The 26676-nt window shown below is 68.4% G+C and carries 20 protein-coding genes; 16 read left to right on the forward strand and 4 right to left on the reverse strand.

Annotation, left to right across the window (positions count from 1 at the left end):
* Nucleotides 1–328 precede the first annotated feature (328 nt).
* Entirely contained in the window at nucleotides 329–1246 is a 918-nt protein-coding gene (locus EO170_RS12195; RefSeq protein ID WP_126945197.1) for a LysR family transcriptional regulator, read from the reverse strand.
* A gap of 127 nt (nucleotides 1247–1373) precedes the next feature.
* Between EO170_RS12195 and EO170_RS12200 the strand changes: the two genes are divergently transcribed.
* From EO170_RS12200 to gvpU, 7 genes are all read left to right on the forward strand, one after another.
* Nucleotides 1374–2426: an aromatic ring-hydroxylating dioxygenase subunit alpha gene (locus tag EO170_RS12200; protein ID WP_126945200.1), complete on the forward strand. Its 1053-nt coding sequence runs from the start codon at nucleotides 1374–1376 to the stop codon at nucleotides 2424–2426.
* Between the two features lie 17 nt (nucleotides 2427–2443).
* Complete coding sequence (locus EO170_RS12205) at nucleotides 2444–3403, forward strand: PDR/VanB family oxidoreductase (RefSeq protein ID WP_126945203.1); 960 nt, start codon at nucleotides 2444–2446, stop codon at nucleotides 3401–3403.
* Between the two features lie 562 nt (nucleotides 3404–3965).
* A complete protein-coding gene (locus EO170_RS12210) occupies nucleotides 3966–5537 on the forward strand; it encodes an adenosine deaminase (RefSeq protein ID WP_164741020.1) in 1572 nt (523 codons plus the stop codon).
* Between the two features lie 90 nt (nucleotides 5538–5627).
* Nucleotides 5628–6779 carry a nucleoside hydrolase gene (locus EO170_RS12215; protein ID WP_126945206.1) on the forward strand — a complete coding sequence of 384 codons (1152 nt, stop codon included), beginning with the start codon at nucleotides 5628–5630 and terminating at the stop codon, nucleotides 6777–6779.
* 194 nt (nucleotides 6780–6973) lie between these two features.
* Entirely contained in the window at nucleotides 6974–8434 is a 1461-nt protein-coding gene (locus EO170_RS12220; protein WP_126945209.1) for an AtzE family amidohydrolase, read from the forward strand.
* Nucleotides 8434–10014 (forward strand): gamma-glutamyltransferase family protein, encoded by a 1581-nt coding sequence (locus EO170_RS12225; protein WP_126945212.1) that lies wholly within the window; start codon nucleotides 8434–8436, stop codon nucleotides 10012–10014. The genes EO170_RS12220 and EO170_RS12225 overlap by 1 nt, the downstream gene beginning before the upstream one ends.
* Nucleotides 10015–10323: 309 nt before the next feature.
* Nucleotides 10324–10782 (forward strand): gas vesicle accessory protein GvpU, encoded by a 459-nt coding sequence (gvpU, locus tag EO170_RS12230; protein WP_104583975.1) that lies wholly within the window; start codon nucleotides 10324–10326, stop codon nucleotides 10780–10782.
* A gap of 383 nt (nucleotides 10783–11165) precedes the next feature.
* Here the strand turns inward: gvpU and EO170_RS12235 are convergent, their stop codons facing one another.
* Both EO170_RS12235 and EO170_RS12240 read right to left on the reverse strand, forming a co-directional pair.
* On the reverse strand, nucleotides 11166–12365 hold the full coding sequence (locus tag EO170_RS12235) for an MFS transporter (protein WP_126945215.1): 1200 nt from the start codon (nucleotides 12363–12365) through the stop codon (nucleotides 11166–11168).
* 450 nt (nucleotides 12366–12815) lie between these two features.
* Nucleotides 12816–13709 carry a LysR family transcriptional regulator gene (locus EO170_RS12240; RefSeq protein ID WP_104583911.1) on the reverse strand — a complete coding sequence of 298 codons (894 nt, stop codon included), beginning with the start codon at nucleotides 13707–13709 and terminating at the stop codon, nucleotides 12816–12818.
* Between the two features lie 638 nt (nucleotides 13710–14347).
* Between EO170_RS12240 and EO170_RS12250 the strand changes: the two genes are divergently transcribed.
* From EO170_RS12250 to EO170_RS12285, 8 genes are all read left to right on the forward strand, one after another.
* A complete protein-coding gene (locus EO170_RS12250) occupies nucleotides 14348–15619 on the forward strand; it encodes an allantoate amidohydrolase (RefSeq protein ID WP_126945221.1) in 1272 nt (423 codons plus the stop codon).
* A complete protein-coding gene (locus EO170_RS12255) occupies nucleotides 15609–16865 on the forward strand; it encodes an alanine--glyoxylate aminotransferase family protein (RefSeq protein ID WP_115675681.1) in 1257 nt (418 codons plus the stop codon). The genes EO170_RS12250 and EO170_RS12255 overlap by 11 nt, the downstream gene beginning before the upstream one ends.
* Nucleotides 16862–17752 (forward strand): allantoinase PuuE, encoded by an 891-nt coding sequence (puuE, locus tag EO170_RS12260; RefSeq protein WP_119129326.1) that lies wholly within the window; start codon nucleotides 16862–16864, stop codon nucleotides 17750–17752. The genes EO170_RS12255 and puuE overlap by 4 nt, the downstream gene beginning before the upstream one ends.
* Complete coding sequence (hpxZ, locus tag EO170_RS12265) at nucleotides 17749–18144, forward strand: oxalurate catabolism protein HpxZ (protein ID WP_104583916.1); 396 nt, start codon at nucleotides 17749–17751, stop codon at nucleotides 18142–18144. Before puuE ends, hpxZ begins: the two co-directional genes overlap by 4 nt.
* Nucleotides 18141–18632 (forward strand): 2-oxo-4-hydroxy-4-carboxy-5-ureidoimidazoline decarboxylase, encoded by a 492-nt coding sequence (gene uraD, locus EO170_RS12270; RefSeq protein WP_115675678.1) that lies wholly within the window; start codon nucleotides 18141–18143, stop codon nucleotides 18630–18632. Before hpxZ ends, uraD begins: the two co-directional genes overlap by 4 nt.
* Nucleotides 18629–20050 carry an FAD-dependent urate hydroxylase HpyO gene (gene hpyO / locus EO170_RS12275; protein WP_119129324.1) on the forward strand — a complete coding sequence of 474 codons (1422 nt, stop codon included), beginning with the start codon at nucleotides 18629–18631 and terminating at the stop codon, nucleotides 20048–20050. Before uraD ends, hpyO begins: the two co-directional genes overlap by 4 nt.
* Nucleotides 20020–20379 (forward strand): hydroxyisourate hydrolase, encoded by a 360-nt coding sequence (gene uraH, locus EO170_RS12280; RefSeq protein ID WP_119129323.1) that lies wholly within the window; start codon nucleotides 20020–20022, stop codon nucleotides 20377–20379. The genes hpyO and uraH overlap by 31 nt, the downstream gene beginning before the upstream one ends.
* A 104-nt stretch (nucleotides 20380–20483) precedes the next feature.
* The gene (locus EO170_RS12285) at nucleotides 20484–20957 is read left to right on the forward strand and encodes a DUF1456 family protein (RefSeq protein WP_016901421.1); all 474 of its coding nucleotides are present in this window, start codon (nucleotides 20484–20486) and stop codon (nucleotides 20955–20957) included.
* Nucleotides 20958–21587: 630 nt separating this feature from the next.
* Here the strand turns inward: EO170_RS12285 and EO170_RS12290 are convergent.
* A complete protein-coding gene (locus EO170_RS12290; RefSeq protein WP_164741021.1) occupies nucleotides 21588–23705 on the reverse strand; it encodes a methyl-accepting chemotaxis protein in 2118 nt (705 codons plus the stop codon).
* A 182-nt stretch (nucleotides 23706–23887) separates the two neighbouring features.
* Between EO170_RS12290 and hrpB the strand changes: the two genes are divergently transcribed.
* A complete protein-coding gene (gene hrpB, locus EO170_RS12295) occupies nucleotides 23888–26389 on the forward strand; it encodes an ATP-dependent helicase HrpB (RefSeq protein ID WP_126945224.1) in 2502 nt (833 codons plus the stop codon).
* Nucleotides 26390–26676 lie beyond the last annotated feature (287 nt).

The following is a 26676-nucleotide window of genomic DNA, read 5'->3' on the forward strand; positions in this document are numbered from 1 at the left end:
CTGCATGCGAATGGCCGTACCTGTATGCCCTCATCCGCCCTGCGGGCACCTTCTCCCGCGGGCGGGAGAAGGGAGACACACGGCGTCAGCTGCGTGTTATCGGCGGTGCCTGCATGCGAGTGGCAGTACCGGTATGCACTCATCCGCCCTGCGGGCACCTTCTCCCGCAGGCGGGAGAAGGGAGACGCACTGCGCCAGCTGCGTGTTATCGGCGTACCTGCATGCGAATGGCAGTACCTGCATGCCATCGGCCTGCACGAACGCACGGTCTTTCCCCTCTCCCGCCTGCGGGAGAGGGGCAGGGGTGAGGGCCGCTTGCGCAGCACACTCACCCCACCACCGGCACCACCATCGCATCGATCTTCGCCGCCAGCGCCTGGATCGCCAGTTGCGCCGAGCGCGAGAGTTGCCGCTGCGGGGCCACGCACAGCGCCAGCGTCATCGGCTTGGTCAGGTGGCGGCGGAACGGCACGAACGCCAGCCGGCCGTCGGCCACATCCGGTGCGGCATCCAGCCACGACATCAGGCCCACGCCGGCACCGGCGCGCACCAGCCCGCGCAAGGTGCGCACGTCGTTGCAGTGGGTCAGCCGCTTCACGTCGATGTGCTGGCGCTGGTACAGCACCTTGGCATGCTCGCCGACGATCAACGGCGCGGCCGGCAGCAGCAGGCGATGCTCCAGCGTCTCGCTCAGCTGCAGCTCGGTGCGGGTGCTGAGCGGGTGGCCGACCGGCATCGCGATGCCCAGCGGGACGTCGGCAAAGGCGCGCACTTCCAGGTCCACACTGCTCACCGGGTCCAGCAGCAGGCCGATGTCCACATCGGCCGAGGTCACCATTTCCATCACCCGCTGGTTGCGCGCGGTGGACAGGTTGAAGGTGATGCCGGGGTACTCCTGCACCAGCGCCGCCACCGCTGCCGGCACCACGCCCTCGCTGAGCGCGTCGATCATGGCGATCTCCACATGCCCGCGGCGCAGCCCCTTGAGCTCGTCGAAGCGCTCCAGGGTGCGGGCGTAGGCCTTCTCCCAGCCGCGCACGTCCACCAGCAGCAGCTCGCCGGCGGCGGTCAGCCGCAGCCGCCCGGGCAGGCGCTCGAACAGCTGCGCGCCCAGCTCTTCCTCGGCCTTGAGGATCTGCCGGTCGATCGCCGAGGCCGACACGTGCAGCACCTCCGAGGCCTTGCGGATGCTGCCGCAGCGGGCCACCTCGATGAAGTAACGGGTGAAGCGGGAAAAGGTCAGCATGCGGCGGGGCCCGGTTGGTGTTGCATTTTTTGCAATGGCTTGGCTGAAAATCGATGTTTGATAACACACCCCCGGCTTCCTAGAGTCAATCCGGCACCGCTCCCGCCCTCCGCCAGAGACTGGACCCATGGATGTCGCCGTCCCCGCCCTGCCGCTGCACTGCACCTTCGCCGCCGCCGATTGGCAACGCCTGGCCCAGCACTGGCACGCGGTGGCGCTGAGCAGCGAGGTGGGCGAGGCGCCATTCAAGGCCACCCTGCTGGACGAGCCGCTGGTGCTGTACCGGCTGGGCGAGGAGCTGGTGGCCGCGCGCGATGTCTGCCCGCACCGCGGCGTGCCGCTGAGCATGGGCACCGCCGATGGCGGCGGCGTGGTCTGCGCCTATCACGGGCTGCGCTTCGGCGCAGGCGGGCGCTGCAACCACATCCCGGCCAGTCCCAATCAGAACATCCCGGCCAAGATGCGCCTGCACACCTATGCGGTGGCCGAGCGCTATGGCTTGATCTGGGTCTGCCTGGCCAAACCGGCCGGCGTCAGCGAGGCCGAGGTGCAGATCCCGCCGATGCCGGGCTGGGACGAGGAGGGTTTCCAGCAGATCGTCTGCCCGGCGTTCGATATCGGCGGCAGTGCCGCGCGCCAGCTGGAAGGCTTCATCGACGTGGCGCATTTCGCCTTCGTGCACACCGCCACCTTTGCCCAGCCGGACAAGCGCGAGGTGCCGGCCTACACCACCACCGAAACGCCGACCGGCTTCAATGCCGACTATCTGAGCTCGGTGGCCAATTATTCGGTGGACATGCCACTACCGGACGTGGACCCCAACTTCCAGTGGCTGCGCCATTTCGAGGTGCACCTGCCGTTCACCGCCACCCTCACCATCCACTTCCCGGTGCCGGGCAAGCGGCTGGTGATCATGAACGCGGCCAGCCCGGTGTCCAAGCACAAGACGCGCCTGCTGGTGCCGATTGCGCGCAACTTCGACACCCATCTGCCGGTGGAGGACGTGCACGCCTTCAACCTGCGCGTGTTCGAGGAAGACCGCGCCATGGTCGAGGCGCAGCGCCCCGAATACCTGCCGCTGGACCCGCTGCTGGAAGTGCATATCCCGGCCGACCGCAGTTCCATCGCCTATCGCCGTGGCCTGCGCAGCCAGGGCTATAGCGACTTTTTCCTGCGCTGAAAGCCGAGGAGCACGCCATGCAGTTGCACGAGGTGCGCGTTGCCGAGGTCGTCGACCAGGGCCATCGCCAACGCGCGATCCGGCTGGAGCCGGTCGGCGCGCAATTGCCGGCCTTCGAGGCCGGCGCGCATGTGGACCTGCATCTGCCCGACGGCATGATCCGCCAGTATTCGATCGCCAGCGCGCCGCATGTGCGCGATCACTATCTGCTGTGCGTGAAGCTGGCCGACGCTTCGCGCGGTGGCTCGCGGCATCTGTGCGAGCAGCTGAGCACCGGCGATCGCCTGCGCATCTCCACACCGCGCAACCTGTTTCCCCTGCATCCGGGCGAGCGCCACGTCCTGCTGGCCGCCGGCATCGGCATTACCCCGCTGCTGTCGATGGCCGAAGCGCTGGAAGCGCGTGGCGAGCCCTTCGTGCTGCATTACTACGCGCGCCGGCACGCCGATGTGGCGTTCGGGCAGCGGCTGCAGCAGGGCTTCACGCATGGCCAGGTGCAGGTGCATCTGAGCGACGGCGGCGAAAGCCCGCGCGTGCATGTGCCCGACGAACTGGCACAGGCACGTGCGCGCGACCAGCTGTACCTGTGCGGGCCGGCCGCCTTCATGGACCATTTCACGGCGCTCGCCAAGGCACACGGCTGGACGTCCGAGCAACTGCACCGCGAACACTTCGCCGCCGCCGCACCCAGCCTGACCCACGATGCCGACAGCGCCTTCGAAGTGGAGCTGGCCGCCAGCGGCCGCGTGGTGCAGGTGCCGGCCGAGTGCAGCATCGCCAGCGCCCTGCTGGATGCCGGCATCGAGGTACCGCTGTCCTGCGAGCAAGGCATGTGCGGCGCCTGCCTGACCGGCGTGATTGCCGGAACGCCCGATCACCGCGACAGTGTGCTCAGCGACAGCGAGCACGCGCAGAACCGGCAGATCACGCTGTGCTGTTCGCGTAGCCGCTCGCCGCGGCTGGTACTGGATCTTTGAAGGTGCCTGTCTGTCGTGACTGCCTAAGCAGTGACATTGCCACCACGGCTGTGCACGCGTGACGACTGCACTGACCGATGCAGCCGGCGACCACGGCGCATGACAACCCGCGATACCGATGGGCCCGACACACTGCCCAGCGTCGCAAGGGCACAGTGTCCGTCCGGGACAGCGAGGCAATGCGCACCGCGCAGGTCCCGCACGTATCGTGTGCCCGACGTCGGAGAGCACTCCGTCCATGCAGCGCGATTATTTGCAATGCCCCTGTGCGTGTCACGCCAACTGTGCGGACGCGCAGCATGCAAAGCAGCGCGTCCGCAAGCCGCAGCGCTGGAAGCCAGCGCTCCGCATCTGGCGGGCGACATGCGCAGCTGCTCACGCGTTGCGTCATGCAACGCGGAGGTGTCTTGCAGCCTCACCCGTGCAACGGGCGGCCGGCGTGATCTCCCGTGCCAACCTAAACCACCTCAACCGCTGGCCGTCCACCGCGCTGCAAGGCATTCTTTGTGTCTACCGGCGCCGTGATTGCGCCATTGTTTTTTCTTTCCGAGTTCTCCAACGCATGTCCATCGTTCATCGCAGCCTGCTTTTGGCGTTATGCGTCCTGTTGCCCACCGCCGCGCAGGCACGCAACCAAGCCTTGCCTGCACAGCAACGCGAGCAGCAGGTGGCGCAGCTGTTGCGCACCGCCGCCGATCACCCTGCGCAACTGCGTGCCTGGCTGCAGGCGATGCCCAAGGGTGGCGACCTGCACAATCATCTGTCCGGCTCGGTGTATGCCGAGGACTACCTGCAGTGGGCCAGCGACGATGGCGCCTGCGTGCAACTGGACGAGCTGAGCCTGCGCGCGCCGCCGTGCGCCAAGGGCCAGGAGCCCGCACGCGACCTGGCCACGCGCAATGCCGCGCTGTATGGCCAGCTGGTGGATGCCCTGTCGATGCGCAAGTTCCTGCCCAGCCCGTCGCAGCCCACCGGACACGACCAGTTCTTCAGCACCTTCGGCAAGTTCGACGCGGTGGTGCGCATGCGCGTTGCCGACACCGTGGCCGCGGTGCTGGACCAGGCCGCGCGCGACCGCGTGCCGTATGTGGAAATCATCGCCAACCCGCCACAGATGGACCAGGCGGCAAAACAGATGCAGGCGTTGCCATGGAAGGGCGACGACGACGCGGCCAACCTGCGCGCCCTGCAGGATGCCTTGCCACCGCTGGTGCAGGCCGCACAAGCCGCGCTTGCCGACACCGACGCGCAGGTGCGCCGTGTGCTGCACTGCGACCAGCCCACTGCGCGTCCCGGCTGCCAGGTGACGTACCGCTACGTGCCTTATGTGCTGCGCGTGTTGCCGCAGCCGATGGTGTTCGGGCAGATGGCGCTGGCGCACGCGCTGATCGCCGCCGGTGGCAGCCGCGCGGTGGCGTTGAACATCGTCGCGCCCGAAGACAACCCGGTGGCGCTGGCCGATTACACCCGCCACATGGCGATGTTCCGCTTCTTCGCCACGCGCTATCCCGACGTGCCGCTGTCCCTGCATGCCGGCGAGCTGGCACTGGGCCTGGTGCCGCCGGCGCAACTGCGCTCGCACATCCGCCAGGCGGTGGATGTCGGTGCACGCCGCATCGGGCACGGCGTGGACCTGCCCTACGAAGACGACGTCGATGGACTACTGCAGCGCATGCGCGACCAGCAGGTTGCGGTAGAGATCAACCTCACCAGCAACGATGTGATCCTTGGCGTCAAAGGCGCCGCGCATCCGTTGGCGATGTATCTGCGCGCCGGTGTGCCGGTGGTGCTGTCCACCGATGATGCCGGCGTCTCCCGCGCGGACATGACCCACGAATATCAACGCGCGATGCAGGAACAAGGCATCGATTACCCCACGCTCAAGCAGCTGGCCCGCAACGGCCTGACCTACAGCTTCCTGCCGGGCGCCAGCCTGTGGGATGCCGACGGTAGCGCTGCGCAGGCCTGCGCCACCGCGTTGCAGCGCGACACCGATGATGCTGCCTGTCGAGCATTTCGCCAGGGCAGCGAGAAGGCTCGGCTGCAATGGCAGCTGGAAACCGACCTGGCCCAATACGAGCGCACGCTGTTGCATGTAGGAGCGCGCCCGAGCGCGAACGGGCTTTCCCGGTAACGCCACATCGCGCGCAGGCACGCTCCTGCCAACGCGCCTTCCGATCCATCGCCGCTGCAATGCATCCCACCTTCCACGACAAAAAACGCAATGACTCACCCGCACACCCCCTCCTCCAAACGCCGCGTCATTCTCGAAGACGACATCGATGGCTTCACGCCTGCGCAGCTGTTGCTGTTGCAGTCGCCCGAGGTCGAGGTGCTGGGCATCAGCGCGGTCAGCGGCAACATCTGGCGCGACGAGGTGCTGGCGCATACCTGCCGCCTGCTGGAACTGGCTGGCCATCCCGACATCCCCGTGCTGCCCGGCCCGGTGCATCCGCTGCTCAACAGCGAGTTGGCCACCGAGCGCTGGGAAGCGCTCTACGGCAAGCTGGTCTGGAAAGGGGCATGGACCAGGCACTGGGTGGACGGCGACACCGTGCAGAGCGCGCCGCGCTATCACGCCCACGACGTGGTGCCCGAGCTCGCACTGGGCAATCCCAGCGTGGTGCGCGCGCGTGAGGAGCCAGCCGCGTTGTTCATGCTGCGCATGGTGCGCCAGTATCCGGGCGAGGTGAGCATCATTGCCACCGGCCCGTTGACCAACCTGGCGCTTGCGCAATCACTGGATCCGGCCTTCGCCACGCTGGCGCGCGAGCTGGTCTACATGGGCGGCAGCCTCAACCCGCGGCAGCAACGCAACAGCATCAGCGCGCAACAGTTCGCACGCGAGTTCGTCAACTCGCCACGCCGCGAATTCAATATCCGCTGGGATCCGGAGGCGGCCAGCATCGTCATGCGCGCACCCTGGCGCAGGATCACCATGGTGCCGGTGGACCCATCGACCGCGACCGAACTCACCCCCGACCTGCTTGCGCGCATGAGCGCTGCCGATACCAGCATCGGCCACGCATTGCGGCGCCGCGAACCGGGCTTTCCGATGTGGGACGAGCTGGCCACCGCGGTATGGCTGCGCCCGGAGCTGGCGACACGGACCGAAACGCTCTATGTCGATACCAACACCGCCTTCGATGCGGGGTACGGCGACATCCTGTCGTGGGCACCTGGGTATCAACCGGGGCTGGGCGAGCAGGCGCAGACGGTGGTGCACGCGGTGGATGTCCAGGCGTTCGAGCAATTGCTGGTCGACCACCTCACTGCGCCGCAACCACCGGCAGTCGGCTTGCCGCTCCCCAGTCTCCCCTCGGGAGAAGATGCCCGAGGCGCGGATGAGGCAGCGCCCCCGAGCCGTGGCGATTGACTGGCAATGCTGAAACGCCGCGCCTGTCATCCACCTTGGTCGTGGCAGCAACCGCAGCTCACTTGACGCATCTGTGCATCCTGCACCATCCGCCGCAGCCCACCAGCCGGTCCAGCAGCGGCGCATTCGCACCACCTGCAGGCCGCGACATCGACTCCCGACTCCCAACTCCCAGCCCTTGACCAGGTGACCCCATGCAACTTCCAGCGCAGTGGCAGGCCGGTATCGATCGCAATACCGAGGTGCTGCGCGGCCACGCGCAGCTGCTCGCCAGCTTCAACGCCCCGCGCCCCGCCGCGCCGGACACCGCCACTGCGCGCGGGTTGATCGCCTCCATCGTCGGCGCCACCCGCAGCCAGCCCACGCTGGCCGCACGCCATGCCACCCAGACGCTGGCGCGCATCAACCAGGCCAACGACAGCCTGCGCGCGATCACCCGCCTGCTGCCCACACGCGCCGCCGCCGATGCCGCGCGCGTGCAGGCCGCGCTGGCCGGTGGCAGCGACGGCGGTGCGCTGGCCGGCGTGCCGTTCGTGGTCAAGGATCTGTTCGACGTCGCCGGCCAGGTCACTACCGCTGGTGCCGCCGTGCGTGCGCAGTGCGTGCCCGCCAGCCGCGATGCGGCCGTGGTGCAACGGCTGAGCGATGCCGGCGCGTTACTGCTCGGCACCGCCAACATGGACGAGTTCGCCTACGGCTTTGCCACCGTCAACGCGCACTACGGCACCACCGCCAACCCGCACGATCATCGCCATCTGGCCGGTGGCTCGTCGGGCGGCTCGGCCGCCGCGGTGGCCGCCGGGCTGGTGCCGTTCGCGCTGGGCTCGGACACCAACGGCTCCATCCGCGTGCCGGCCGCGCTGTGCGGTGTGTACGGGCTGCGCCCCACGCACGGCACGCTGCCACTGGAGGGCGTGTTCGGCTTCGTCGATGCGCTGGATGTGGTGGGCCCGTTCGCCACCTCCATCGCCGACCTGCGCCGCGTCTACGAAGTGATGCTGGGGCAGCCACTGGCCCACTGCACCGCCGGCAACTTGCGCATCGCCCGCCTGGGCGGCTGGTTCCAGCGCAACCTGGATCCCGCGCTGGACGCCGGCCTGGGCGAACTGCTCACCGCCTGCAATAGCACCGCCCTGATCGAACTCCCCGACGCAGAGCGCGCCCGCGCCGCCGCCTTCGTGCTCACCGCCGCCGAGGGCGGCCACCGCCATCGCGCCGGCCTGGGCACGCACGCCGAGCAGTTCGACCCGGCCACCCGCGACCGCCTGCTCGCCGGCCTGCAACTGCCCGCCAGCGCGGTGGCCGATGCACACCGCTTCGCGCAGTGGTTTGGCGCGGCCATGCAGCGCCTCTGGGACGAGGTGGATGTGTTGATTGCGCCGGCCACGCCCTGCGTAGCACCGCGCATCGACCAGGACAGCATCCAGATCGACGGCCTGCCGGTATCCGCACGCGCCAACCTGGGCATCTTCACCCAACCGCTCGGCCTGGCCGCGTGCCCGGTGCTGGCCGCGCCGTTGCCGCGCCCCGGTCGCCTGCCGCTGGGCGTGCAGCTGATTGCCGCACCCGGCCGCGAAGACCGCCTGTTCGCGCTCGCCGCGCACCTCGAACGCGACGGCCTGCTCGCCTTCAGCCCGCCAGCGGAGACACGCTGATGCTGCATACCTTGCGCGCACGCCGCGGCATGGTCGTGGCCCCGCATCACCTTGCCGCGCAGGCCGGGCGCGATGTGCTGCGCGACGGCGGCAACGCCATCGAAGCCGCCGTCGCCACCGCCGCCTGCCTGGCCGTGGTCTACCCGCACATGACCGGCATCGGTGGCGACGGCTTCTGGCTGATCCACGACCCCGACGGCCGCGTGCACGCCATCGACGCCTGCGGCCGTGCCGCGCAGGCCGCGACCCTGGACTTCTATCGCGGCCACGCCAGCATTCCGTGGCGCGGCCCCGGCGCGGCCAATACCGTCGCCGGCACCGTCTCCGGCTGGGCGCTGGCCCTGCAACAGGCAGGCGGCGGCCTGTCGCTGCAGCGCCTGTTGCAGGACGCCATCCACCACGCCAGTGCCGGCGTGCCGGTCACGCTGGGCGGCGCGCACATCGCCGCCAGCAAGAGTGCCGAACTGCGCGTGCAACCCGGTGCCTACGCCAGCATCTTCGAACCGCACGGCGCGCCGCTGCACGAAGGCGCACTGCTGCAACAACCGCAGCTCGCACACACCCTGCAGCGGCTGGCCGACCAGGGCCTGGACAGTTTCTATCGCGGCGCACTGGCCGAGGACATCGCCGCCGACCTGCAGGCGCTCGGCAGCCCGCTGCGCGCGCACGATCTCGCAAGTCATCGCGCCGAGCCCAGCGTACCGCTCTCGGTCGCCATCCACGGCGCACGCCTCTACAACCACGCGCCGCCCACGCAAGGCCTCGCTTCGCTGCTGATCCTTGCCTTGTTCGATCGCCTGCAGGCCGAACACGCCGACAGCTATGCGCACCTGCACGGCCTGATCGAAGCCACCAAACAGGCCTTCCTGATTCGCGACGCGCACCTCGGCGACCCCGCCTGGATGACGCTGGACGCACAGGCGCTGCTCGATGACAGCGCCGCGCTCGATGCGCTCGCCGCACGCATCGACATGCGCAGCGCACTGCCCTGGCCGCAGCCCTCGCAGGCCGGCGACACCGTCTGGTTCGGCGCCATCGACGCGCACGGCCGCGCGGTCAGCTGCATCCAGTCCACCTATTTCGAATTCGGCTCCGGCCTGGTGCTGCCGCGCACCGGCATCACCTGGCAGAACCGTGGCTGCAGCTTCCGCCTCGCCGCCGACGGCTGGAACGCGCTCGCCCCGGGCCGCAAACCCTTCCACACCCTCAACCCTGCCCTGGCCACCTTCGACGACGGCCGCGTCATGGCCTACGGCACCATGGGCGGCGAAGGCCAGCCACAAACCCAGGCCGCGATCTTCTCCCGCTACGCGCGCTTCGGCATGCCGCTGCAACAGGCCATCACCGCACCACGCTGGCTGCTCGGCCGCACCTGGGGCGAAGACAGCACGTCACTGAAGCTGGAAGACCGCTTTGATCCGGCGCTGGTGCAGGCACTGCGCGATGCCGGGCATGCAGTGGAGCTGTTGCCCGCCTACACCTCGGTGATGGGACACGCAGGCGCACTGGTGCGTGAAGTGGACGGCGTGATCAGCGGGGCAAGCGATCCGCGCTCCGATGGTGCGGCGGCCGGGTGGTGATGGTCGGGGCTTGTCGGCGCTTCCTGCATCTGCCTCGGTGAGGGGTGGACGTTGCCGGCAGCCAGCTGCGCCATCGCGCCGGAGCGGCGGCTTGCACGCTGGCAGAGGCGAGCGCTAGCGATCAGGACTCCAGCCAGGGCGGAACATGGCATAGACTCCGGGCATGCTCTCCAAGGCGATGATGGCGGACCCAGCCGCGCCGATCGCTGCACAGGACGCGCTTGCTTTTTTGGGCATGCGGGGCGATGAAGAGGGATGTCGCCGCGCTTATTCGACACACGCATCAACCCTTCCACCAAGGAGAGCCACATGACAGAGCAAGACGACAACCAACCGAACCTGGAGGACGTCAAGCTGGCGTTCGACGGCCAGAGCGTGGATTGGTATCTGCAGAAGCTGGTTGCCACCGTCAACACCTCGAACGTGCAGTTCGGCATCACGCTGTTTGTCGAAGGCATCATCGTGTCGGGCCAGCTGGTCAGCGGGAAGCAGTACTTCGAGGCGTTTGCGCAGGAATTCTCTGCCGCCTATCCCGGCGATGCCGAGGAAAAAGAGGATATCCGTCGTGCGTTTGCCAGCCACGCCAGCATCTACGACACCGAAGAAGATGCCGAGCAGAGCAGCACGCCGCCGCAGTTCCTCCACCTGATCGACTCGCGGTGCTTCTCGCCCGGCGGCCAGCCCCTGCCCAGCAACCGTGGCGTGCTCTGGCGCGGCAAGCTCAATGCCGTGTCCGGCTTCACGCTGGGATCGCTGTCGGCGGATTGAGCCTGGCAAGCTCCACGTTGGTGTGAGGTGCTCGCCACCTCACAGTGGACTATTGGAAATAACGCCAGGAGCACGCTCACGGCTGCACAGCAGCCAAGCGTGCTTGCGCTTGCTGACAACGGTGCGCTCGCCAACGCCTTCCGTTGGCTCTCGGCATCAGACCGGCGCTGCTCGAATGGCAGCAGCGCCGCGCAGCAATGCCGACGCAGACAGCTTGAGCGTGGGCCGCGGGCTGTGGCCAATGGCAAACGTCACTGCCGCGCAAGGCACGCGCGCTCGTGGCTTCGTGATGCGCTTCAGAAAATCCGCTGCCGCCCTCGCGTCGTTGCGTGACACGAACTGGCCTCCACGCACTGCGCGCTGCATCGCGCAACCGCCGGCACTCACGGCTGCAAACGATCGCCCCGCCCTGCAACCAGTGACGCTGCCAGCAGCAACACGCTGGCACCGACGAAGGTGGCGCCGATCGACACATGATCCAGCAGCACGCCGCCTGCGGCGCCGCCCAGCAGGATCGAGAGCTGGATTGCGGCCACCATCAGGCCGCCACCGCTTTCCGGTGCGTCCTTGACGCAGCGGCTCAGCCAGGTGGACCAGGCCACCGGCATCGCCGAATTGAGCGTGCCCCAGGCAATCATCGCCACGGCCACGGCCCACACCAGATGGCCGGCCAGCAGCATGCTGATGGTCGCCACACCCAACGCAACCGGCAGCACGCTGAGCAGGGTGAACAAGCGCTTGGGCACCAGCGCGGTGGCGGCATAGGTCCCGACGAATCCGGCCAGGCCCAGGCCGAGCAGCAGCAACGACAGCTGCGACACATCGACCTGCGCGACGGTTTCTAGAAACGGGCGGAAGTAGGTGAACGCAGAAAACGCGCCGGCAAACCCGAGCATTATCGCCAGCATGGCGCGCGCCACATACCCACGCTTCAACAAGGTGACGATGCCACCCAGCGAAGTGGCGCCCTGCGCGGGCATCGATGGCAGGCTGCGCCATTGCCAGAAAATGGTCAGCGCCACCAGCGGCAACATGCCCCAGAACACCCCGCGCCAGCCGATGGTGGCGCCCAGGTAGCTGCCCAGGGGCGCGGCGAATGCAGCAGCGACCGCGTTACCGATAAATATGATGCCCAAGGCCTTGGGCACCGCATGCTCGGGCATGATGCGCATCACCGTGGCAGTGGACAACGCCCAGAACCCGCCGATGGTGATGCCGAGCAGCGCACGCGCCACCATCAACATGCCAAAGCTGTGCGCGTTGGCGATCAACAGCAGCGACACCAACATCACCCCGGTCAGGGCGAGCAACACATGGCGCCGGTTGAAGCGCGACGACAACGGTGCGATCAGCAGGCTGGCGGCCACCGCGAACAGGCCGGAGATCGAAATCGCCTGGCCGGCCATGCCGGCGCTGGCATGCAGATCGGCAGCGATTGGCGTCAGCAGGCTGACCGGCATGAACTCGGAAGCGATCAGCAGCGCAACGCAGAGCGACATCGAGCCGACCGCGCTCCAGGAACGGCGTGTTGCGACAGGTGCGGCGCGCGAAGATGGATCGGTAGCGAGCGAACTGGCTTGCATATTTGGCCCTTGTGCGAAGTGGCATGCGAGACGAACGCCACGCCGCAAACGCGCTGACGCGGCGCTCGATGGCCAACGTGGTGTCCGGAAGGAATGCGCTGCAGGCAGCGATGCACTGCATCGACCTGCCACCGCAGCGACGCACGACGGGCGCGATGCAGCAACGGATGCTGCGGCTCGGGCATGCGTATGCCTGGAGGTGCCGCAGCTTACGCAGGCAGCGGGCGGCGATAAAGCTGGTGGATCAGCACAGGCCTATGAAGCCGGCTCATCAACCGCGCATCCGTAGGTGATCGTGCAGCGTGATGCGCCACCATCGTTCGACACCGACTTCGGTTTGCGCGAGTGCAGCGCAGGCGTGCGCCCATGCTGCGATCGCACCGGAACGATCGGTCGGTGCCAGCTGTGCCGGCTGCGCGCATCGGTGCTGCCGGCAACGCGGCAGATCCATCAGCCTTTGTAGCGCAAGGCGTCGACCACCAGGTTGAAGGCGGAGGAGGAATGTCGGCGGCTGGGGTAGAACGCGTGCAAGCCCGGCCAGGTCGGCGACCAGTCCTTCATCACCCAGCGCAGCCGCCCGGCTTTGATGTGCGGGCGCGCCAGATCCTCCTGCACGAACGCGATACCGAAGCCGTCCACCGCCGCGTCCAGTGCTTCGTAAGTGCCGTTGAAGGTCAGCTGGCCGTCCACGCGCACGATGACTTCGCGGCCGTCCTTTTCCAGCTCCCAGGCATAGATGCCGCCGGCGGTTTTCATGCGCAGGTTGATGCAGCTGTGCGCGGTGAGGTCCTGCGGCGTCCTGGGAACGGGGCGGCGCGCGAGATAGGACGGCGCGGCGACGATGGCCATGCGCATGTCCGGCGCGATACGCGCGGCGATCATGTCCTTCTCGACCTGATCGCCCAGCCGCACACCCAGGTCGTAACGGTCGGCGACGATGTCGGTCAAGCCGTTGTCGACCACGATTTCGACCTTGATTTCGGGGTAGTCGCGCAGCAGCCCGGACAGCTTGGGCCACAGGATCGCGCGCGCGGCGTAGTCGGTGGCGGTGATGCGCACGGTGCCTGCGGGGGTGTCGCGCATGTCGCCGAGCGCAGCCAGCGCCTCCTCGATTTCCGCAAAGCGCGGCGCCACCGTCTGGATCAGCCGCTCGCCGGCTTCGGTCGGCGCCACGCTGCGGGTGGTGCGGGTCAGCAGGCGCACACCCAGCGTCGCTTCCAGCCCGCGGATGGTGTGACTCAGCGCCGACTGCGAAACCCCCAGCTTGGCGGCAGCACGGGTGAAGCTGCCCTCGCGAACGATGGCGATCAGCGCCAACAGGTCCTTGAAGTTGTCGCGCGCCATTGGTGAATCTCTTTCATGGAATACGGGAAACTGTAGCAGTTGGTGCCATGGGGACCGCGTGGACTGCGCTTCTCCCGCTGGGGACGCTGATGCAGCGCCTGCACGCGACGAGCGTGCTTGCAGTGGTGCGACCGCGCCAGCGATTTCTCGACCAGGTAGCCGGTCAGGAACTCCAGCCCGATGCGGTCGGCTGCCCAGCGCGGGCCGGGGCGCTGCGCGAAGGTTCGGGTGAGGGTACGTGGCCAAGCAGGCGAGGTGTCACTTCTGAATCCGCGTGGCGGCGCGTTTGTCATTGCAAGGGCTGACACCCCTGTGCGGCGCCCCCCTCATCCGCCCTGCGGGCACCTTCTCCCGGCGGGAGAAGGTGCACAACGCTATGCAAGCTGCCTGTCGCATTTTTTGCAACGCGCACCCCTAAAAAAACCGCTTTGGGGTGACAGGGCCGGTTCGTATAGTCCAATCGACAGGCGCCGCCTGGCACGCGTGCCTGTCGCCACGATGTCACCGGGCAATCGCCGGGCAATGGACCGCCCAGCGTGCTCCCCCTTCCACGCCGCCTGCGGAGGCCTCATGCATCAGTTCCTGTCGCATCGCGGTCCTGGCAGCGCCGGCAGAACACCACATTCGCACGGCACCCCATGCTGAGCGCGCAACGCACCTCATCCGCCCCCTGCTCGGGCGCACGCGCGGTTGCCCGCTGCGATGCCCTGGGACTTGCGCCCTACAGCGACACACCCGCCGGGCTGTTCCGCGCCTGGCTCAGCCCGGCGCATCGCGCCGCCGTTGCACAGGTGGGCCAGTGGATGCACCAAGCCGGCATGCAGGTGCGGCTGGATGCAGCGGCCAATCTGGTCGGGCGCTACGAAGGCGCACGCGCCGACGCACCGGCGCTGCTGATCGGCAGCCATCTGGACAGCGTCCGCGATGCCGGGCGTTACGACGGCCCGCTCGGCATCCTGCTCGGCATCGAATGCGTCGCCGCGCTGCATGCGCAGAGGCGGCGCCTGCCGTTCGCGATCGAGGTGATCGCCTTCGGCGACGAAGAAGGGTCGCGCTTTCCTGCCTCGATGTTCTGCAGCCGTGCAGTCGCCGGCACGCTCGACCCCGCCACGCTGGCGGTCACCGATGCGGCCGGCATCGACGTGGCCAAAGCGCTGGCGGAGTGGGACCTGGATATCGCCCAGATCCAGCAGGCCGCACGCGCGCCCGGGAGCGTGCTGGCCTATCTGGAAACCCATATCGAACAAGGCCCGGTGCTGGAAGCGGCAGGCCTGCCGGTCGGCATCGTCACCGCGATCGCGGCGCAGCGGCGCTTTGCGCTGCGCTTCGACGGCCGCGCCGGCCACGCCGGCACCACCACCATGGCCCTGCGTCGCGATGCATTGAGCGCCGCTGCCGAGGCCCTGCTGGCGATCGAAGGGATTGCACGCGCCGGCAGCGACGACCTGGTCGCCACGGTCGGCAAGCTCAACGTCGCACCCGGCGCCACCAATGTGGTGCCGGGCCGGGTGGACTGCACGCTGGACGTGCGCGCCGGCGACGACGCAACGCGCGATGCGGCGGTGCAGGAGATCGAACAGGCGCTTGCACGGATCAGCGCCAGCCGCGGCATCGCCATCGCCCTGGATCCACTGCAGACCTTGGCCGCCAGCCCCTGCGCACCGGCGCTGATGACCCGTCTGCAACACGCAGTCGCCGCACAAGGCATCGCGCCACGCCAGCTGGTGTCCGGCGCCGGCCACGATGCGATGGTGATGGCCGCGCTCTGCCCCACCGCGATGCTGTTCGTGCGCTGCGCCGGCGGCATCAGCCATCATCCGGACGAACACGTGGCCCCGGCCGATGCCGAGCTCGCACTGGCGGTCATGCGCCACTTCATCGAACACCTGGGAGATCCCCTTGTCACCTGATCTGCGTCACCTGCCTACCTTCGGCGAACTCGATCCCCCGCAACGGCTGTTGATGGGCCCGGGCCCGGTCAATGCGCATCCGCGTGTGCTGCGCGCGATGGCGGCCGACCTGCTCGGCCAGTTCGACCCGGAAATGACCACCTACATGAACGAGGTGATGGCGCTGTACCGGCCGCTGTTCGGCACCGAGAATCGCTGGACGTTTCTGGTCGATGGCACCGCGCGCGCCGGTATCGAAGCGGCGCTGGTGTCGCTGGTCAGCCCGGGCGACCGCGTGCTGGTGATCAACTTCGGCCGCTTCGGCCTGCTGCTCACCGAAATCCTCGGCCGGCTCGGTGCCGACGTGCACACCGTGGATGCGCCCTGGGGCGAAGTGGTGCCGCTTGCTGCAATCGCCGAGGCGATCGAGCGCGTGGCCCCCAAGCTGGTCGCTACCGTGCACGGCGACACCTCCACCACCATGGCCCAGCCGCTGGATGGCGTGGGCGCGCTGTGCCGCGCGGCCGGCGCGCTGAGTTACGTGGATGCCACTGCCACCATCGGCGGCATGGAGATCGCCAGCGATCGCTGGGACGTGGACGTGGTCACCGGCGGCCTGCAGAAATGCCTGGGCGGGCCGTCCGGCTCGGCACCGATCACCGTCTCCAACGCGGCGGCCGAGGCGATCTTCGCGCGCCGCCATGTCGAACGCGGCATCGTGCGCGCCGACATCGTCGACGGCAGCGGGCCGCGCATCGCCTCCAATTATTTCGATCTGGCGATGATCATGGATTACTGGTCCGACAAGCGCCTCAATCACCACACCGAAGCCACCACCATGTTGTACGGCGCCCGCGAATGCGCGCGCGTGGCGCTGCAGGAAGGCCTGGACGCCCGCTTCGCCCGCCACGCCGCCGCCGGGCGTGCGGTGAGCGCGGGCATCCGCGCGTTGGGGCTGGAGGTGTTCGGCGACGATGCGCATCGCATGAGCAATGTCACTGGCGTGGTGATTCCACCCGGCATCGACAGCGATGCGGTACGCCGACGCATGCGCGAGGATTTCGAGATCGAGATCGGCACCGCGTTCGGTCCGCTGCAGGGCAGGATCTGGCGCATCGGCGCAATGGGCTACAACGCGATGAAGCACAAGGTGCTGATCACCCTGGCCGCGCTGGAAGCGGTGCTGCGCGCCGAAGGCTACGCCTGCACACCGGGGCTGGCGGTGGATGCCGCCCTGGCGGCCTGGCACGCGGAGCCGCATGCATGAACACCGCGCGCGACCTGGTCGGCTATGGCGCCACCCCACCTGCGGTGCAGTGGCCCGGGGGCGCACGCATCGCGGTGCAGTTCGTCATCAACTACGAAGAGGGCGCGGAAAACTGCGTGCTCAACGGCGATGCCGGCTCGGAAGCCTTCCTGTCGGAAATGGTCGGCGCCCAGTCGCAGCCCGGCGCGCGCGCCATGGCGATGGAAAGCCTGTACGAATACGGCAGCCGCGCCGGCTTCTGGCGGCTGCATCGGCTGTTCACCACGCGCAACGTGCCGGTGACCGTGTTCGGCGTGGCGCAGGCCTTGGCCTCCAATCCCGAGGCGGTGGCCGCGATGCAGGCGGCCGACTGGGAAATCGCCAGCCACGGCCTGCGCTGGATCGATTACCAGCAGGTGGACGAGGCCACCGAGCGCGCGCATATCGCGCAGGCCATCGCCGTGCACACCCGTGTCACCGGCAGCCGCCCGCTGGGCTGGTACCAGGGCCGCACCAGCCCCAACACCGCGCGCCTGGTCGCCGAAGAAGGCGGCTTTGTCTACGACGCCGACAGCTATGCCGACGATGTGCCGTATTACGACACGCGCCACGGCCGCGCGCAGTTGATCGTGCCGTACACACTGGACGCCAACGACATGAAGTTCGTCGCCTACAACGGCTTTGCCGATGGCGAGCCATTCTTTCGTTACCTGCGCGATGGCTTCGAGCAACTGCGCAGCGAGGGCGGCCGCATGCTGTCGGTCGGCCTGCACGGGCGCATCGTCGGCAAGCCGGCGCGTGCCGCGGCCCTGGCACGGTTTGTCGATCACGTGCTGGCTAGCGGCGATGCCTGGATTGCGCGCCGCATCGATATCGCGCGGCATTGGCTGCAGGTCCATCCGGCATGAGCATCGACACCACCGACATCGACCTGCCCGAGGTGATCGCGCAAGTGACCGCGGCCTTCCACGCGTACGAACAGGCGCTGATGGACGACGACATCGCCGCAATGGACGCGCTGTTCCACCCCGCACCCAGCACGGTGCGCTACGGCGTGGGCGAAGTGCTGTACGGCATCGAGGCGATCCGCGCCTTTCGCATCGGCCGCGGCGGCTCGCCGCAACGACAGCTCGTGCAGGTGCAGGTGCACGGCTTCGGTCACGACTTCGCCACCACACATGCGGAATTCGTTCGTGCCGGCAGCAGCGCGCGCGGCCGCCAGAGCCAGAGCTGGGTGCGGTTTTCCGACGGCTGGAAGGTGGTGGCCGCGCATGTCTCGCTGCAGGGGACGCATGCATGAGCGTGATCGACGACAACATGCTGGACGATGCCGCCTTCGTGGCACGCTACCGCGAGCTGTTCGAGCATTCGCCGTGGGTGGTCGAACGTGCTGCACGGCGGCGCCCGTTCGCCGATGTGTACCGCGGGCTGATGCAGGTGGTGTTCGACGCGTCGCAGGAGGACCAGGTTGCGTTGATCCGCGCCCATCCGGAGCTGGCCGGCAAGGCGGCGATCGACCGCACGCTCACCGCCGCATCGGCGGCCGAGCAGGCCGCGGCCGGATTGGACAGGCTCAGCGACGCCGAGTTCAAGCGCTTCCACGCGCTCAATCAGGCCTATCGCCACCGGTTCGGATTTCCGTTCGTGATCTGCGTGCGGCTGCACGACAAGGCCGGCATCCTGGCCGCACTGGAACGCCGGCTGGATGCATCGCGCAGCGAAGAACTGTCCACCGCCCTCGCCGAGATCGGCAAGATCGTTCACCTGCGCCTGGAGGCACTGCCATGAGCCTGGCCCAACTCGAACGCGAGCTCCACCACGATCTGCAACGCCTGGCCCACGGCGGCGATGCATGGACGCAGCCGCGCGTGCATCCGGCCGGGCACGTGTATGACGTGGTCATCGTCGGCGCCGGCCAGAGCGGCCTGGGCGCGGCGTTCGCACTGCAACGCGAGCGCGTGCACAACGTGCTGGTCATCGATGAAAACGCCGCGGGACAGGAAGGTCCGTGGGTGACCTATGCGCGCATGCAGACCCTGCGCACGCCCAAGCAGATCACCTCGATCGACCTGGGCGTGCCCTCGCTGACCTTCCGCGCCTGGTGGGAAGCCCAGCACGGCAGCGCCGGCTGGGACGCGCTGGACAAGATTCCGCGCGGCAGCTGGATGGACTATCTGCGCTGGTACCGCGCGGTGCTGCGCTTGCCGGTGCGCAATGCCACCCAGCTGGCGCGCGTGGAGCCGGACGTGGCGCCGGGCATCCACCGCCTGCATCTGGCCATGGGCGCGCCGCTGCTCACGCGCAAGCTGATCCTGGCCACCGGCATCCAGGGCGGCGGCCAATGGATGGTGCCGGACTGGATCAGCCGCGCCCTGCCCGCGCAGCGCTACGCGCACACCTCCGGCCACATCGACTTCGCCGCGCTGGCCGGCAAGCGCGTGGGCATCCTGGGCGGCGGCGCCTCGGCATTCGACAATGCCTGTTTCGCGCTGGAGCAAGGCGTCGCCAGTGCCGAAGTCTTCGTGCGCCGCAGCGCATTGCCGCGCATCAATCCGTTCCGCCACATGGAACAGGCCGGCATCATTCCGCGCTTTCTCACGCTGCCGGATGCGGACAAGTACCGGATGATGGCCAGCTTCTTCGCACACAACCAGCCGCCGACCAACGACACCTTCCAACGCGCCTGCGCGCATGCCGGCTTTGCGCTGCACCTGGGCGCGCCGTGGCTGGAGGTGGCCGAGCGCGATGGCGAAGTGGTGGTCCGCACACCGCAGGGCGAGCATCGCTTCGATTTCCTCGCCGTTGCCACCGGCCTGGTCACCGACCCGCAGCTGCGCCCGGAACTGGCCGCGCTGTCCGGGCGCATCGCCTGCTGGGCCGACCGCTACCAGCCGCCGCCGGGCCAGGCCAATCCGGTATTGGATGCACATCCCTACCTGGGGCCGGGCTTCGAACTGCTGCCGCGCACGCCCGAGGATGCCGCGCTGCTGCATGGGGTGTTCGCCTTCAACTATTCGGCGCTGATCAACCACGGCCCGTCGGCGGCAGCGCTGTCCGGGCTCAAGGTCGCATTGCCACGGCTGGCCCGCGCGGTGGCCGATCAGCTGTTCCTGGACGACCGCCAGGCCATCGTCGACAGCTACCTGGCCTACGACCAGCCCGAATTCGTCGGCCAATGGCCGCAACCGACCCAGGCGGTGGCATGAGCACGCTGTCCACCCATGTGCTGGATACCGCCACCGGCCGCCCCGCCGCCGGCATCGCCTTGCGTCTGTTCGCCGACGCCGGCCTGCACTTTGCCGGGGTCACCAACCAGGACGGGCGTTGCCCCGAACTGGCCGCGCTCACGCTGCAACCCGGCCGCTACCGGCTGGAGTTCGAGGTGGCCGGCTATTGGCGTGCCACCGGCACCGCACTGCCGGACCCGCCATTCCTGGAGCAGATCCCGATCGCGTTCGGCATCGCCAACGACGGCCATTACCACGTACCGCTGCTGCTTTCGCCGTACGGGTATTCCACCTACCGCGGCAGCTGAGCGGTCGCCGCTTCGGCAACGGACCGGCGGGGCATACGCCGCGTTGCGCATCGGCCCCGTAGAATGGCGCCTTTCCGGCGACAGGCCGGGGCCCCGGAATTGTCATGATCCACAACGATGTACTGCGCAGCATCCGCTACATGCTCGACCTCAGCGACGACAAGGTAGTGGAGATCACCCACCTGGCCGACCCGGAGTTCGCGCTCGACAAGCCGCAGGTACAGGCCTGGCTGAAGAAGGAGGACGAGCCCGGCTTCGAGCCCTGCACCGACGCGATGCTGGCGCGCTTCCTCGACGGCCTGGTGCTGCGTTTCCGCGGCCGCGACGAAAGCCAGCCGGTACGTCCGCTGGAAACCCGTGTCGGCAACAACCTGGTGCTGAAGAAACTGCGCGTGGCCTTCGAGCTGAAAGACGTGGACATGCACGCCATCTTCGCCAGCGCCGGCTTCCCGCTGTCCAAGCCGGAACTGTCCGCGCTGTTCCGCCAGCCCGGCCACAAGAATTTCCGCCCCTGCGGCGACCAGCTGCTGCGCGCCTTCCTCAAGGGCCTGACCGCCCGGATGCGCGAAGCGGGTTGACGACCTGATACCGAGGTCGGCCTGGTGTGGCCTGATCGTCTGACGACGCCGCGACTTGAACTCGCAGGTTTTTAGCGCAGTTTTCGTGTATCTCGAAGTGGCTGGATGGTGTCGATGGATCGATCGTGGAGCGGTTGATCTGTTGCTTGGCTGCAGGGCCCTTGCCCGCCCACCATCGCAGGACACGCCGTGAATCCGTCCATGGAGGCTCTTACGCGGCATCCATGCCGCGTAAGGTCCCGCGACGGTGGGCGGGCAAGGACCAGTCGAGATGGTCGGTGTGCTTGGTGCAAGCAATGCACGACGTGTGTTGTTCGGATTGTGGGAGCCCAGTGAGCCCCTCAATCGAAGCCGAGCAACAGGCAAGCGGTGAACAAGGCGATCTCAAACTCCTCGGCGTTCCAAAGCAAAAACGGGTTTTGACCCGGCCACCGACCAACGCTCTGGTGCGGTGTCCTCGTCGATTGCGGGACCGTGTGGCGGCATCGATGCCGCCACCGAGCCTCACGGATGGATTCACGGCGTGTCCCGCGAGCGGTGAGGGCACCGCACGCTCGACCGACCAGGCGTTTGACCTAGCTGTTGACTGCAGCTAGGCGTGTGCCTGGCATCTTTGCGCGTGGTCCTGTGTCACGCCGCAGCCGCCAGGCGCGGCCGGCGTGCATCCAGACGGAACACCGCTACCGCTTCGCTCAGTTCCACCGCCTGCTCTTCCATCGCTCGTGCTGCGGCGGAGGCCTCTTCCACCAGTGCGGCATTGCGCTGGGTGGTTTCGTCCATGTCGTTGACCGTGCGGGCGACCTGCTCGATGCCGGACGACTGCTCGCGCGACGCCGCGGAAATTTCCGCGATCAAGGTGGTGACCTGCTGCACCGACTGCACGATCTGCTGCATCGTCTGCCCGGCCTGATCCACGCGCGCGCTGCCACGCTCCACGCTGTCCACCGAGGCATCGATCAGGTGCTTGATCTCCTTGGCCGCGCCGGCCGAACGCTGCGCCAGCGCTCGCACTTCCGAGGCGACCACGGCGAAACCACGGCCCTGTTCGCCCGCCCGTGCGGCTTCCACCGCCGCGTTCAAGGCCAGGATGTTGGTCTGGAACGCGATGCCGTCGATGACGCTGATGATCTCGGCGATCTTCTTCGACGAGACCTCGATCTCGCCCATGGTGTCGACCACGCTGGCCACCATCTCGCCGCCGCGGCCGGCGATCTCCGCGGCCGCCTGCGCGCCGCGGCTGGCCTGCTGCGCGGTGTCGGCGTTCTGGCGCACGGTGGAGGTGAGTTCTTCCATCGAGGCGGCGGTTTCTTCCAGGTTGGCGGCCTGCTGTTCGGTGCGCTGCGCCAGGTCGTTGTTGCCGGCAGCAATCTCCGCCGAGGCGGTGCGGATGGTCTGCGCGGCCAGGGTGATGTCGCCGACGATATCGGTCAGGCGCTGCACGGTGGCGTTGGCATCGTCGCGCATGCGCGCGAACACGCCTTGCTGGTTGCCGTGCATGCGCGCGGTCAGGTCGCCATCGGCAATCGCCTTGAGCAGCTGCGACAGCTCGGCCAGGTTCTGGTCCACGTTCTGCATCAGACCGTTGACGCCGCTGACCATGGCGCGGAATTCGAACTGATAGGCCTCTGCATTTCCGCGCGTGGCGAAGTCGCCGGCCGCAGCCGCCTCGACCAGGCCACGGATTTCGCCGTTGATCGCCGCCAGGTTGCGCTTGGTGGTGTCCATCGCCTCGGTGATCTGCGCCTTCTCGCCCGGCAGGCGCGGCATGTCCACCGACATGTCGCCCACGGCGTAATGCTGCATCACCTGCAGCATGTCGCCGATCAGACCGACCTGTGCGCCGATCAGGCCATTGGTGTCGTCGACCATGCGGCCGTACGCGCCCGGGAAGGCCTGCGCGTCCATGCGGTAACTCATCTGCCCGGCTTCGTGGCGCTGCGCCATGTCGGCCTGCGCGGTGGAGACATCGCTGAGCGTGTTGACCACCTGGCCCATGGCCTGGCCGAGCAGACCGATTTCATCGCGATTGCTGACCGCCGCACGCACCGACAGATCGCCGGCTGCCACCTGGCGCGCCGCGCGTGCGACGTGTTCGATCGGGCGCACGATCGAGCGACGGATCCACCAGCCCAGCGCCGCCACCAGACACAACGCCGCCACGATGGTGGCCACCGCCGACAGCACCAGCTTGTGCTGCGCCGATTGCGAACCGGCCAGCACCGCGGCACCGGCCAGGGTCTTGCTGCGCGTCACCAGCGCTTCCAGCGTCTGGCTGGGCGCGCGGTCCTGGCCCTTGACCAGCTGGTCGCCGACCTGGGTGTCGTAACCGGCTTCGGCAAACTTGCCCAGCGCTGCTTCGTAGTGGCGCTGCAGGCCCAGATGCGCCTTGGCAAAGTCCTGCGCCAGCGTCCGCACCTGCGGGTCCCGGGTTGCCTTGGCCAGCGCCTCGGTGCCTGCCTGCACCTTCCTGCCCTGCTCGCGGAAGGCGCCCAGGTGCTTGTCCAGCTGCGCCGGGTCGCGTCCGCGGATCAGGACATTCTTCCACTCCTGCACCTGCAGGCGGAAGTCGCGGGTGATCTCCTCGCTGCTGGAGGCCTGCGCCACCTCCGGCGGTACCTTGCCCGACAGGCTCAGCCACGCCGTGCCCAAACCACCGAGGGCACACAGCAGGATGACCGACAGACCTAGCGCGAGCGCGCCGAGCAGCTTGCTTTGCAGGCTGACGAATTTCGGTGTGGCAACAGACATGGGGCGTCCAGAGTGGGAATTGCACCGGTTATCGACAGGTGTACTACCGATCTGAAGCAGCGCCCGGCGCCAGAATCTGCCTTGAATGCCCAAAGAGGTGAGCACTTCCGGATTCCCCGACAGGCTTCACCCGTCCGCCCGACCATCGCGCCATCGGTGGTGGCCCCGTATCCTTCCCGCGCATGACCGAGCCTGCTTTTCCGATCTCCCCCCTGCTGCCGCAGGTGTGCGACAGCCTGGCCGCCCATCCGCGGCTGGTGCTGGAAGCCCCTCCCGGCGCCGGCAAGACCACCCAGGTGCCGCTGGCCTTGCTGGACGCGCCATGGCTGGCCGGTCGCAAGATCGTGATGCTCGAACCGCGCCGCGTGGCCGCCCGCAGCGCCGCCGTGTTCATGGCGCGCCAGCTGGGCGAGCCGGTCGGCGAGACCGTGGGCTACCGCATCCGCTTCGAGAACAAGACCTCCGCGCGCACCCGCATCGAGGTCGTCACCGAGGGCATCCTGACCCGCATGATCCAGGACGACCCGATGCTGGAGCACGTCGGCGCGCTGCTGTTCGACGAATTCCACGAACGCCATCTGGCCGGCGACCTCGGCCTGGCGCTGGCGCTGGACGTGCAGGCACAGGTGCGCGAAGACCTGCGCATCGTGGCGATGTCGGCCACGCTCGATGGCGAGCGCCTGGCCGGCTTTCTCGACGCGCCGCGCCTGAGCAGCGCCGGGCGCAGCTTCCCGGTGGAGATCGCGCACTTCCCCGCGCGCCGCGACGAAGCGCTGGAGCCGCAGACCCGGCGCGCGGTGGAACACGCCCTGGCCGCCCATCCGGGCGATGTGCTGGTGTTCCTGCCCGGCCAACGCGAGATCGCACGCGTGCACGGCGCCCTGCAGGACGTGCTGGACCCGGCGGTGCAGGTGCTGCCGCTGCATGGCGAGCTGTCGGTCGAGGCGCAAAGCCAGGTGCTGCAGCCGGACCCGTCGGGGCGCCGCCGCGTGGTGCTGGCAACCAATGTGGCCGAGTCCTCGGTGACCCTGCCCGGCGTGCGCGTGGTCATCGACAGCGGGCTGGCGCGCGAGCCGCACTACGACCCCAACAGCGGTTTCTCGCGGCTGGACATCACCACCATTGCGCAGGCCTCGGCCGACCAGCGCGCCGGCCGCGCGGGGCGCGTGGCCAGCGGCTGGGCGTACCGGCTGTGGCCGCAGTCGCAACGGCTGGAACCGCAGCGGCGCGCGGAGATCACCCAGGTGGAACTGGCCGGCCTGGCGCTGGAACTGGCCGCCTGGGGCAGCGCCGCGCTACGTTTCGTCGATGCACCGCCGGCCGGCGCGCTGGCTGCCGCGCACGAGTTGCTGCAGCGGCTGGGCGCACTCACCGGCAGCGGCGGCATCACCGCGCTGGGCCGGCGCATGCTCGCGCTGGGCACCCATCCGCGCCTGGCCGCGATGCTGGTGCAGGCCGGCGATGCGACACGCGTGGCGCTGGCCTGCGACCTGGCCGCCTTGCTGGAAGCACGCGACCCGCTGCGTCAGGGCGGCGATGGGCTGGCCGCGCGCTGGCGCGCACTGGCTGCCTTCCGGCAGGGCCGCAGCGCGCACGATGCCAACCGCGGCGGCCTGGCCGCGATCGACAGCGCCGCCAAGCAATGGCGACGCCGGCTGCGCTGCGACAGCGCCCCGCCTGCCAGCGTGGAGGCGCATGCACTGGGCGACCTGCTCTCGCACGCCTTCCCCGACCGCATTGCCGCGCGCCACCCCAACGACCCGCTGCGCTACCTGCTCGCCAACGGCCGCAGCGCGCGCCTGTTCGACCACAGCGACCTGCGCGGCGAGCCGTGGCTGGTCGCCAGCGAACTGCGTTACGAAGCCAAGGACGCGCTGCTGCTGCGCGCCGCGCCGGTGGACGAAGGCTATCTGCGCCGCAGCGTGCCAGAGCGCTTCGTGCAGCAGGACCTGGTGCAATGGGATGCAGACAAGCGCGCCCTGGTCGCGCGCCGGCAATCCAGCTTCGACCGCATCGTGCTCGACAGCCGCCCGGCCGGCCGCGTCGATCCGGCGCAAGCCGCCGGCGCCCTGACCGAAGCTGTGCGTCAGCTGGGCCTGGATGCCTTGCCCTGGACCGACGGCCTGCGCCAATGGCGTGCACGCCTGCAATCGTTGCGCGCCTGGATGCCCGAGCTGGCGCTGCCCGATCTGTCCGATACGGCGCTGCTGGACACGCTGGACACCTGGCTGCGCCCGGCCTTCGCCGGCAAGACCCGCCTGGATGCGCTGGACGACGCCACGCTGGGCGAAGCGCTCAAGGCCGCCCTGCCGTGGGACCGCCGCCAGTTGATCGACCGCCACGCGCCCACCCGCATCAGCGTGCCCTCGGGCATGGAGCGGCAGATCGTCTACGCCCTCGACCACGCCGGGCAGCCGTTGCCGCCGGTGCTGGCGGTCAAGTTGCAGGAACTGTTCGGCCTTGCCGAAACCCCGCGCATTGCCGACGGCCGCATCCCGCTGACCCTGCATCTGCTCTCGCCCGGCGGGCGCCCGTTGCAGGTCACCCAGGATCTGAAGAGCTTCTGGGTCACGACCTATCCGGATGTCAGGAAGGAGATGAAGGGGCGGTATCCCAGACATCCGTGGCCCGACGATCCTTGGACTGCGACTGCAACCCATAGAGCAAAACCACGTGGCACTTGAGGCCCCTCTCCCCGCGGGAGAGGGACTGGGGTGAGGGTACGAGCGAAGCCACGTGTGGTTGAACAACGCGCGGGCATCGCCCGTACCCGCATCCGCCCTTCGGGCACCTTCTCCCGGTGGGAGAAGGGAAGCGACGCGCATGCGCATCGCTCTGTTATTTACCGCTACTCAGACGCCCGCGCCCAATGCGCCCCACCTCATTACTTAACCGCAAGCCAAACAAGCTCCACCACCGCTAACACGGTCTATACGCATCAGCCCACACACTGCGGCCCACGTACTCAGAA

Origin of the sequence: Xanthomonas sp. BRIP62409 (assembly GCF_003992965.1) — a bacterium.
Lineage (GTDB): Bacteria > Pseudomonadota > Gammaproteobacteria > Xanthomonadales > Xanthomonadaceae > Xanthomonas > Xanthomonas euroxanthea.

Bases quoted from the DNA above. Each gene is read 5' to 3' on its own strand.
- EO170_RS12195 (WP_126945197.1), bottom strand. From the start codon at position 1,246: ATGCTGACCTTTTCCCGCTTCACCCGTTACTTCATCGAGGTGGCCCGC.
- EO170_RS12200 (WP_126945200.1), top strand. From the start codon at position 1,374: ATGGATGTCGCCGTCCCCGCCCTGCCGCTGCACTGCACCTTCGCCGCC.
- EO170_RS12205 (WP_126945203.1), top strand. From the start codon at position 2,444: ATGCAGTTGCACGAGGTGCGCGTTGCCGAGGTCGTCGACCAGGGCCAT.
- EO170_RS12210 (WP_164741020.1), top strand. From the start codon at position 3,966: ATGTCCATCGTTCATCGCAGCCTGCTTTTGGCGTTATGCGTCCTGTTG.
- EO170_RS12215 (WP_126945206.1), top strand. From the start codon at position 5,628: ATGACTCACCCGCACACCCCCTCCTCCAAACGCCGCGTCATTCTCGAA.
- EO170_RS12220 (WP_126945209.1), top strand. From the start codon at position 6,974: ATGCAACTTCCAGCGCAGTGGCAGGCCGGTATCGATCGCAATACCGAG.
- EO170_RS12225 (WP_126945212.1), top strand. From the start codon at position 8,434: ATGCTGCATACCTTGCGCGCACGCCGCGGCATGGTCGTGGCCCCGCAT.
- gvpU (WP_104583975.1), top strand. From the start codon at position 10,324: ATGACAGAGCAAGACGACAACCAACCGAACCTGGAGGACGTCAAGCTG.
- EO170_RS12235 (WP_126945215.1), bottom strand. From the start codon at position 12,365: ATGCAAGCCAGTTCGCTCGCTACCGATCCATCTTCGCGCGCCGCACCT.
- EO170_RS12240 (WP_104583911.1), bottom strand. From the start codon at position 13,709: ATGGCGCGCGACAACTTCAAGGACCTGTTGGCGCTGATCGCCATCGTT.
- EO170_RS12250 (WP_126945221.1), top strand. From the start codon at position 14,348: ATGCTGAGCGCGCAACGCACCTCATCCGCCCCCTGCTCGGGCGCACGC.
- puuE (WP_119129326.1), top strand. From the start codon at position 16,862: ATGAACACCGCGCGCGACCTGGTCGGCTATGGCGCCACCCCACCTGCG.
- hpxZ (WP_104583916.1), top strand. From the start codon at position 17,749: ATGAGCATCGACACCACCGACATCGACCTGCCCGAGGTGATCGCGCAA.
- uraD (WP_115675678.1), top strand. From the start codon at position 18,141: ATGAGCGTGATCGACGACAACATGCTGGACGATGCCGCCTTCGTGGCA.
- hpyO (WP_119129324.1), top strand. From the start codon at position 18,629: ATGAGCCTGGCCCAACTCGAACGCGAGCTCCACCACGATCTGCAACGC.
- uraH (WP_119129323.1), top strand. From the start codon at position 20,020: ATGGCCGCAACCGACCCAGGCGGTGGCATGAGCACGCTGTCCACCCAT.
- EO170_RS12285 (WP_016901421.1), top strand. From the start codon at position 20,484: ATGATCCACAACGATGTACTGCGCAGCATCCGCTACATGCTCGACCTC.
- EO170_RS12290 (WP_164741021.1), bottom strand. From the start codon at position 23,705: ATGTCTGTTGCCACACCGAAATTCGTCAGCCTGCAAAGCAAGCTGCTC.
- hrpB (WP_126945224.1), top strand. From the start codon at position 23,888: ATGACCGAGCCTGCTTTTCCGATCTCCCCCCTGCTGCCGCAGGTGTGC.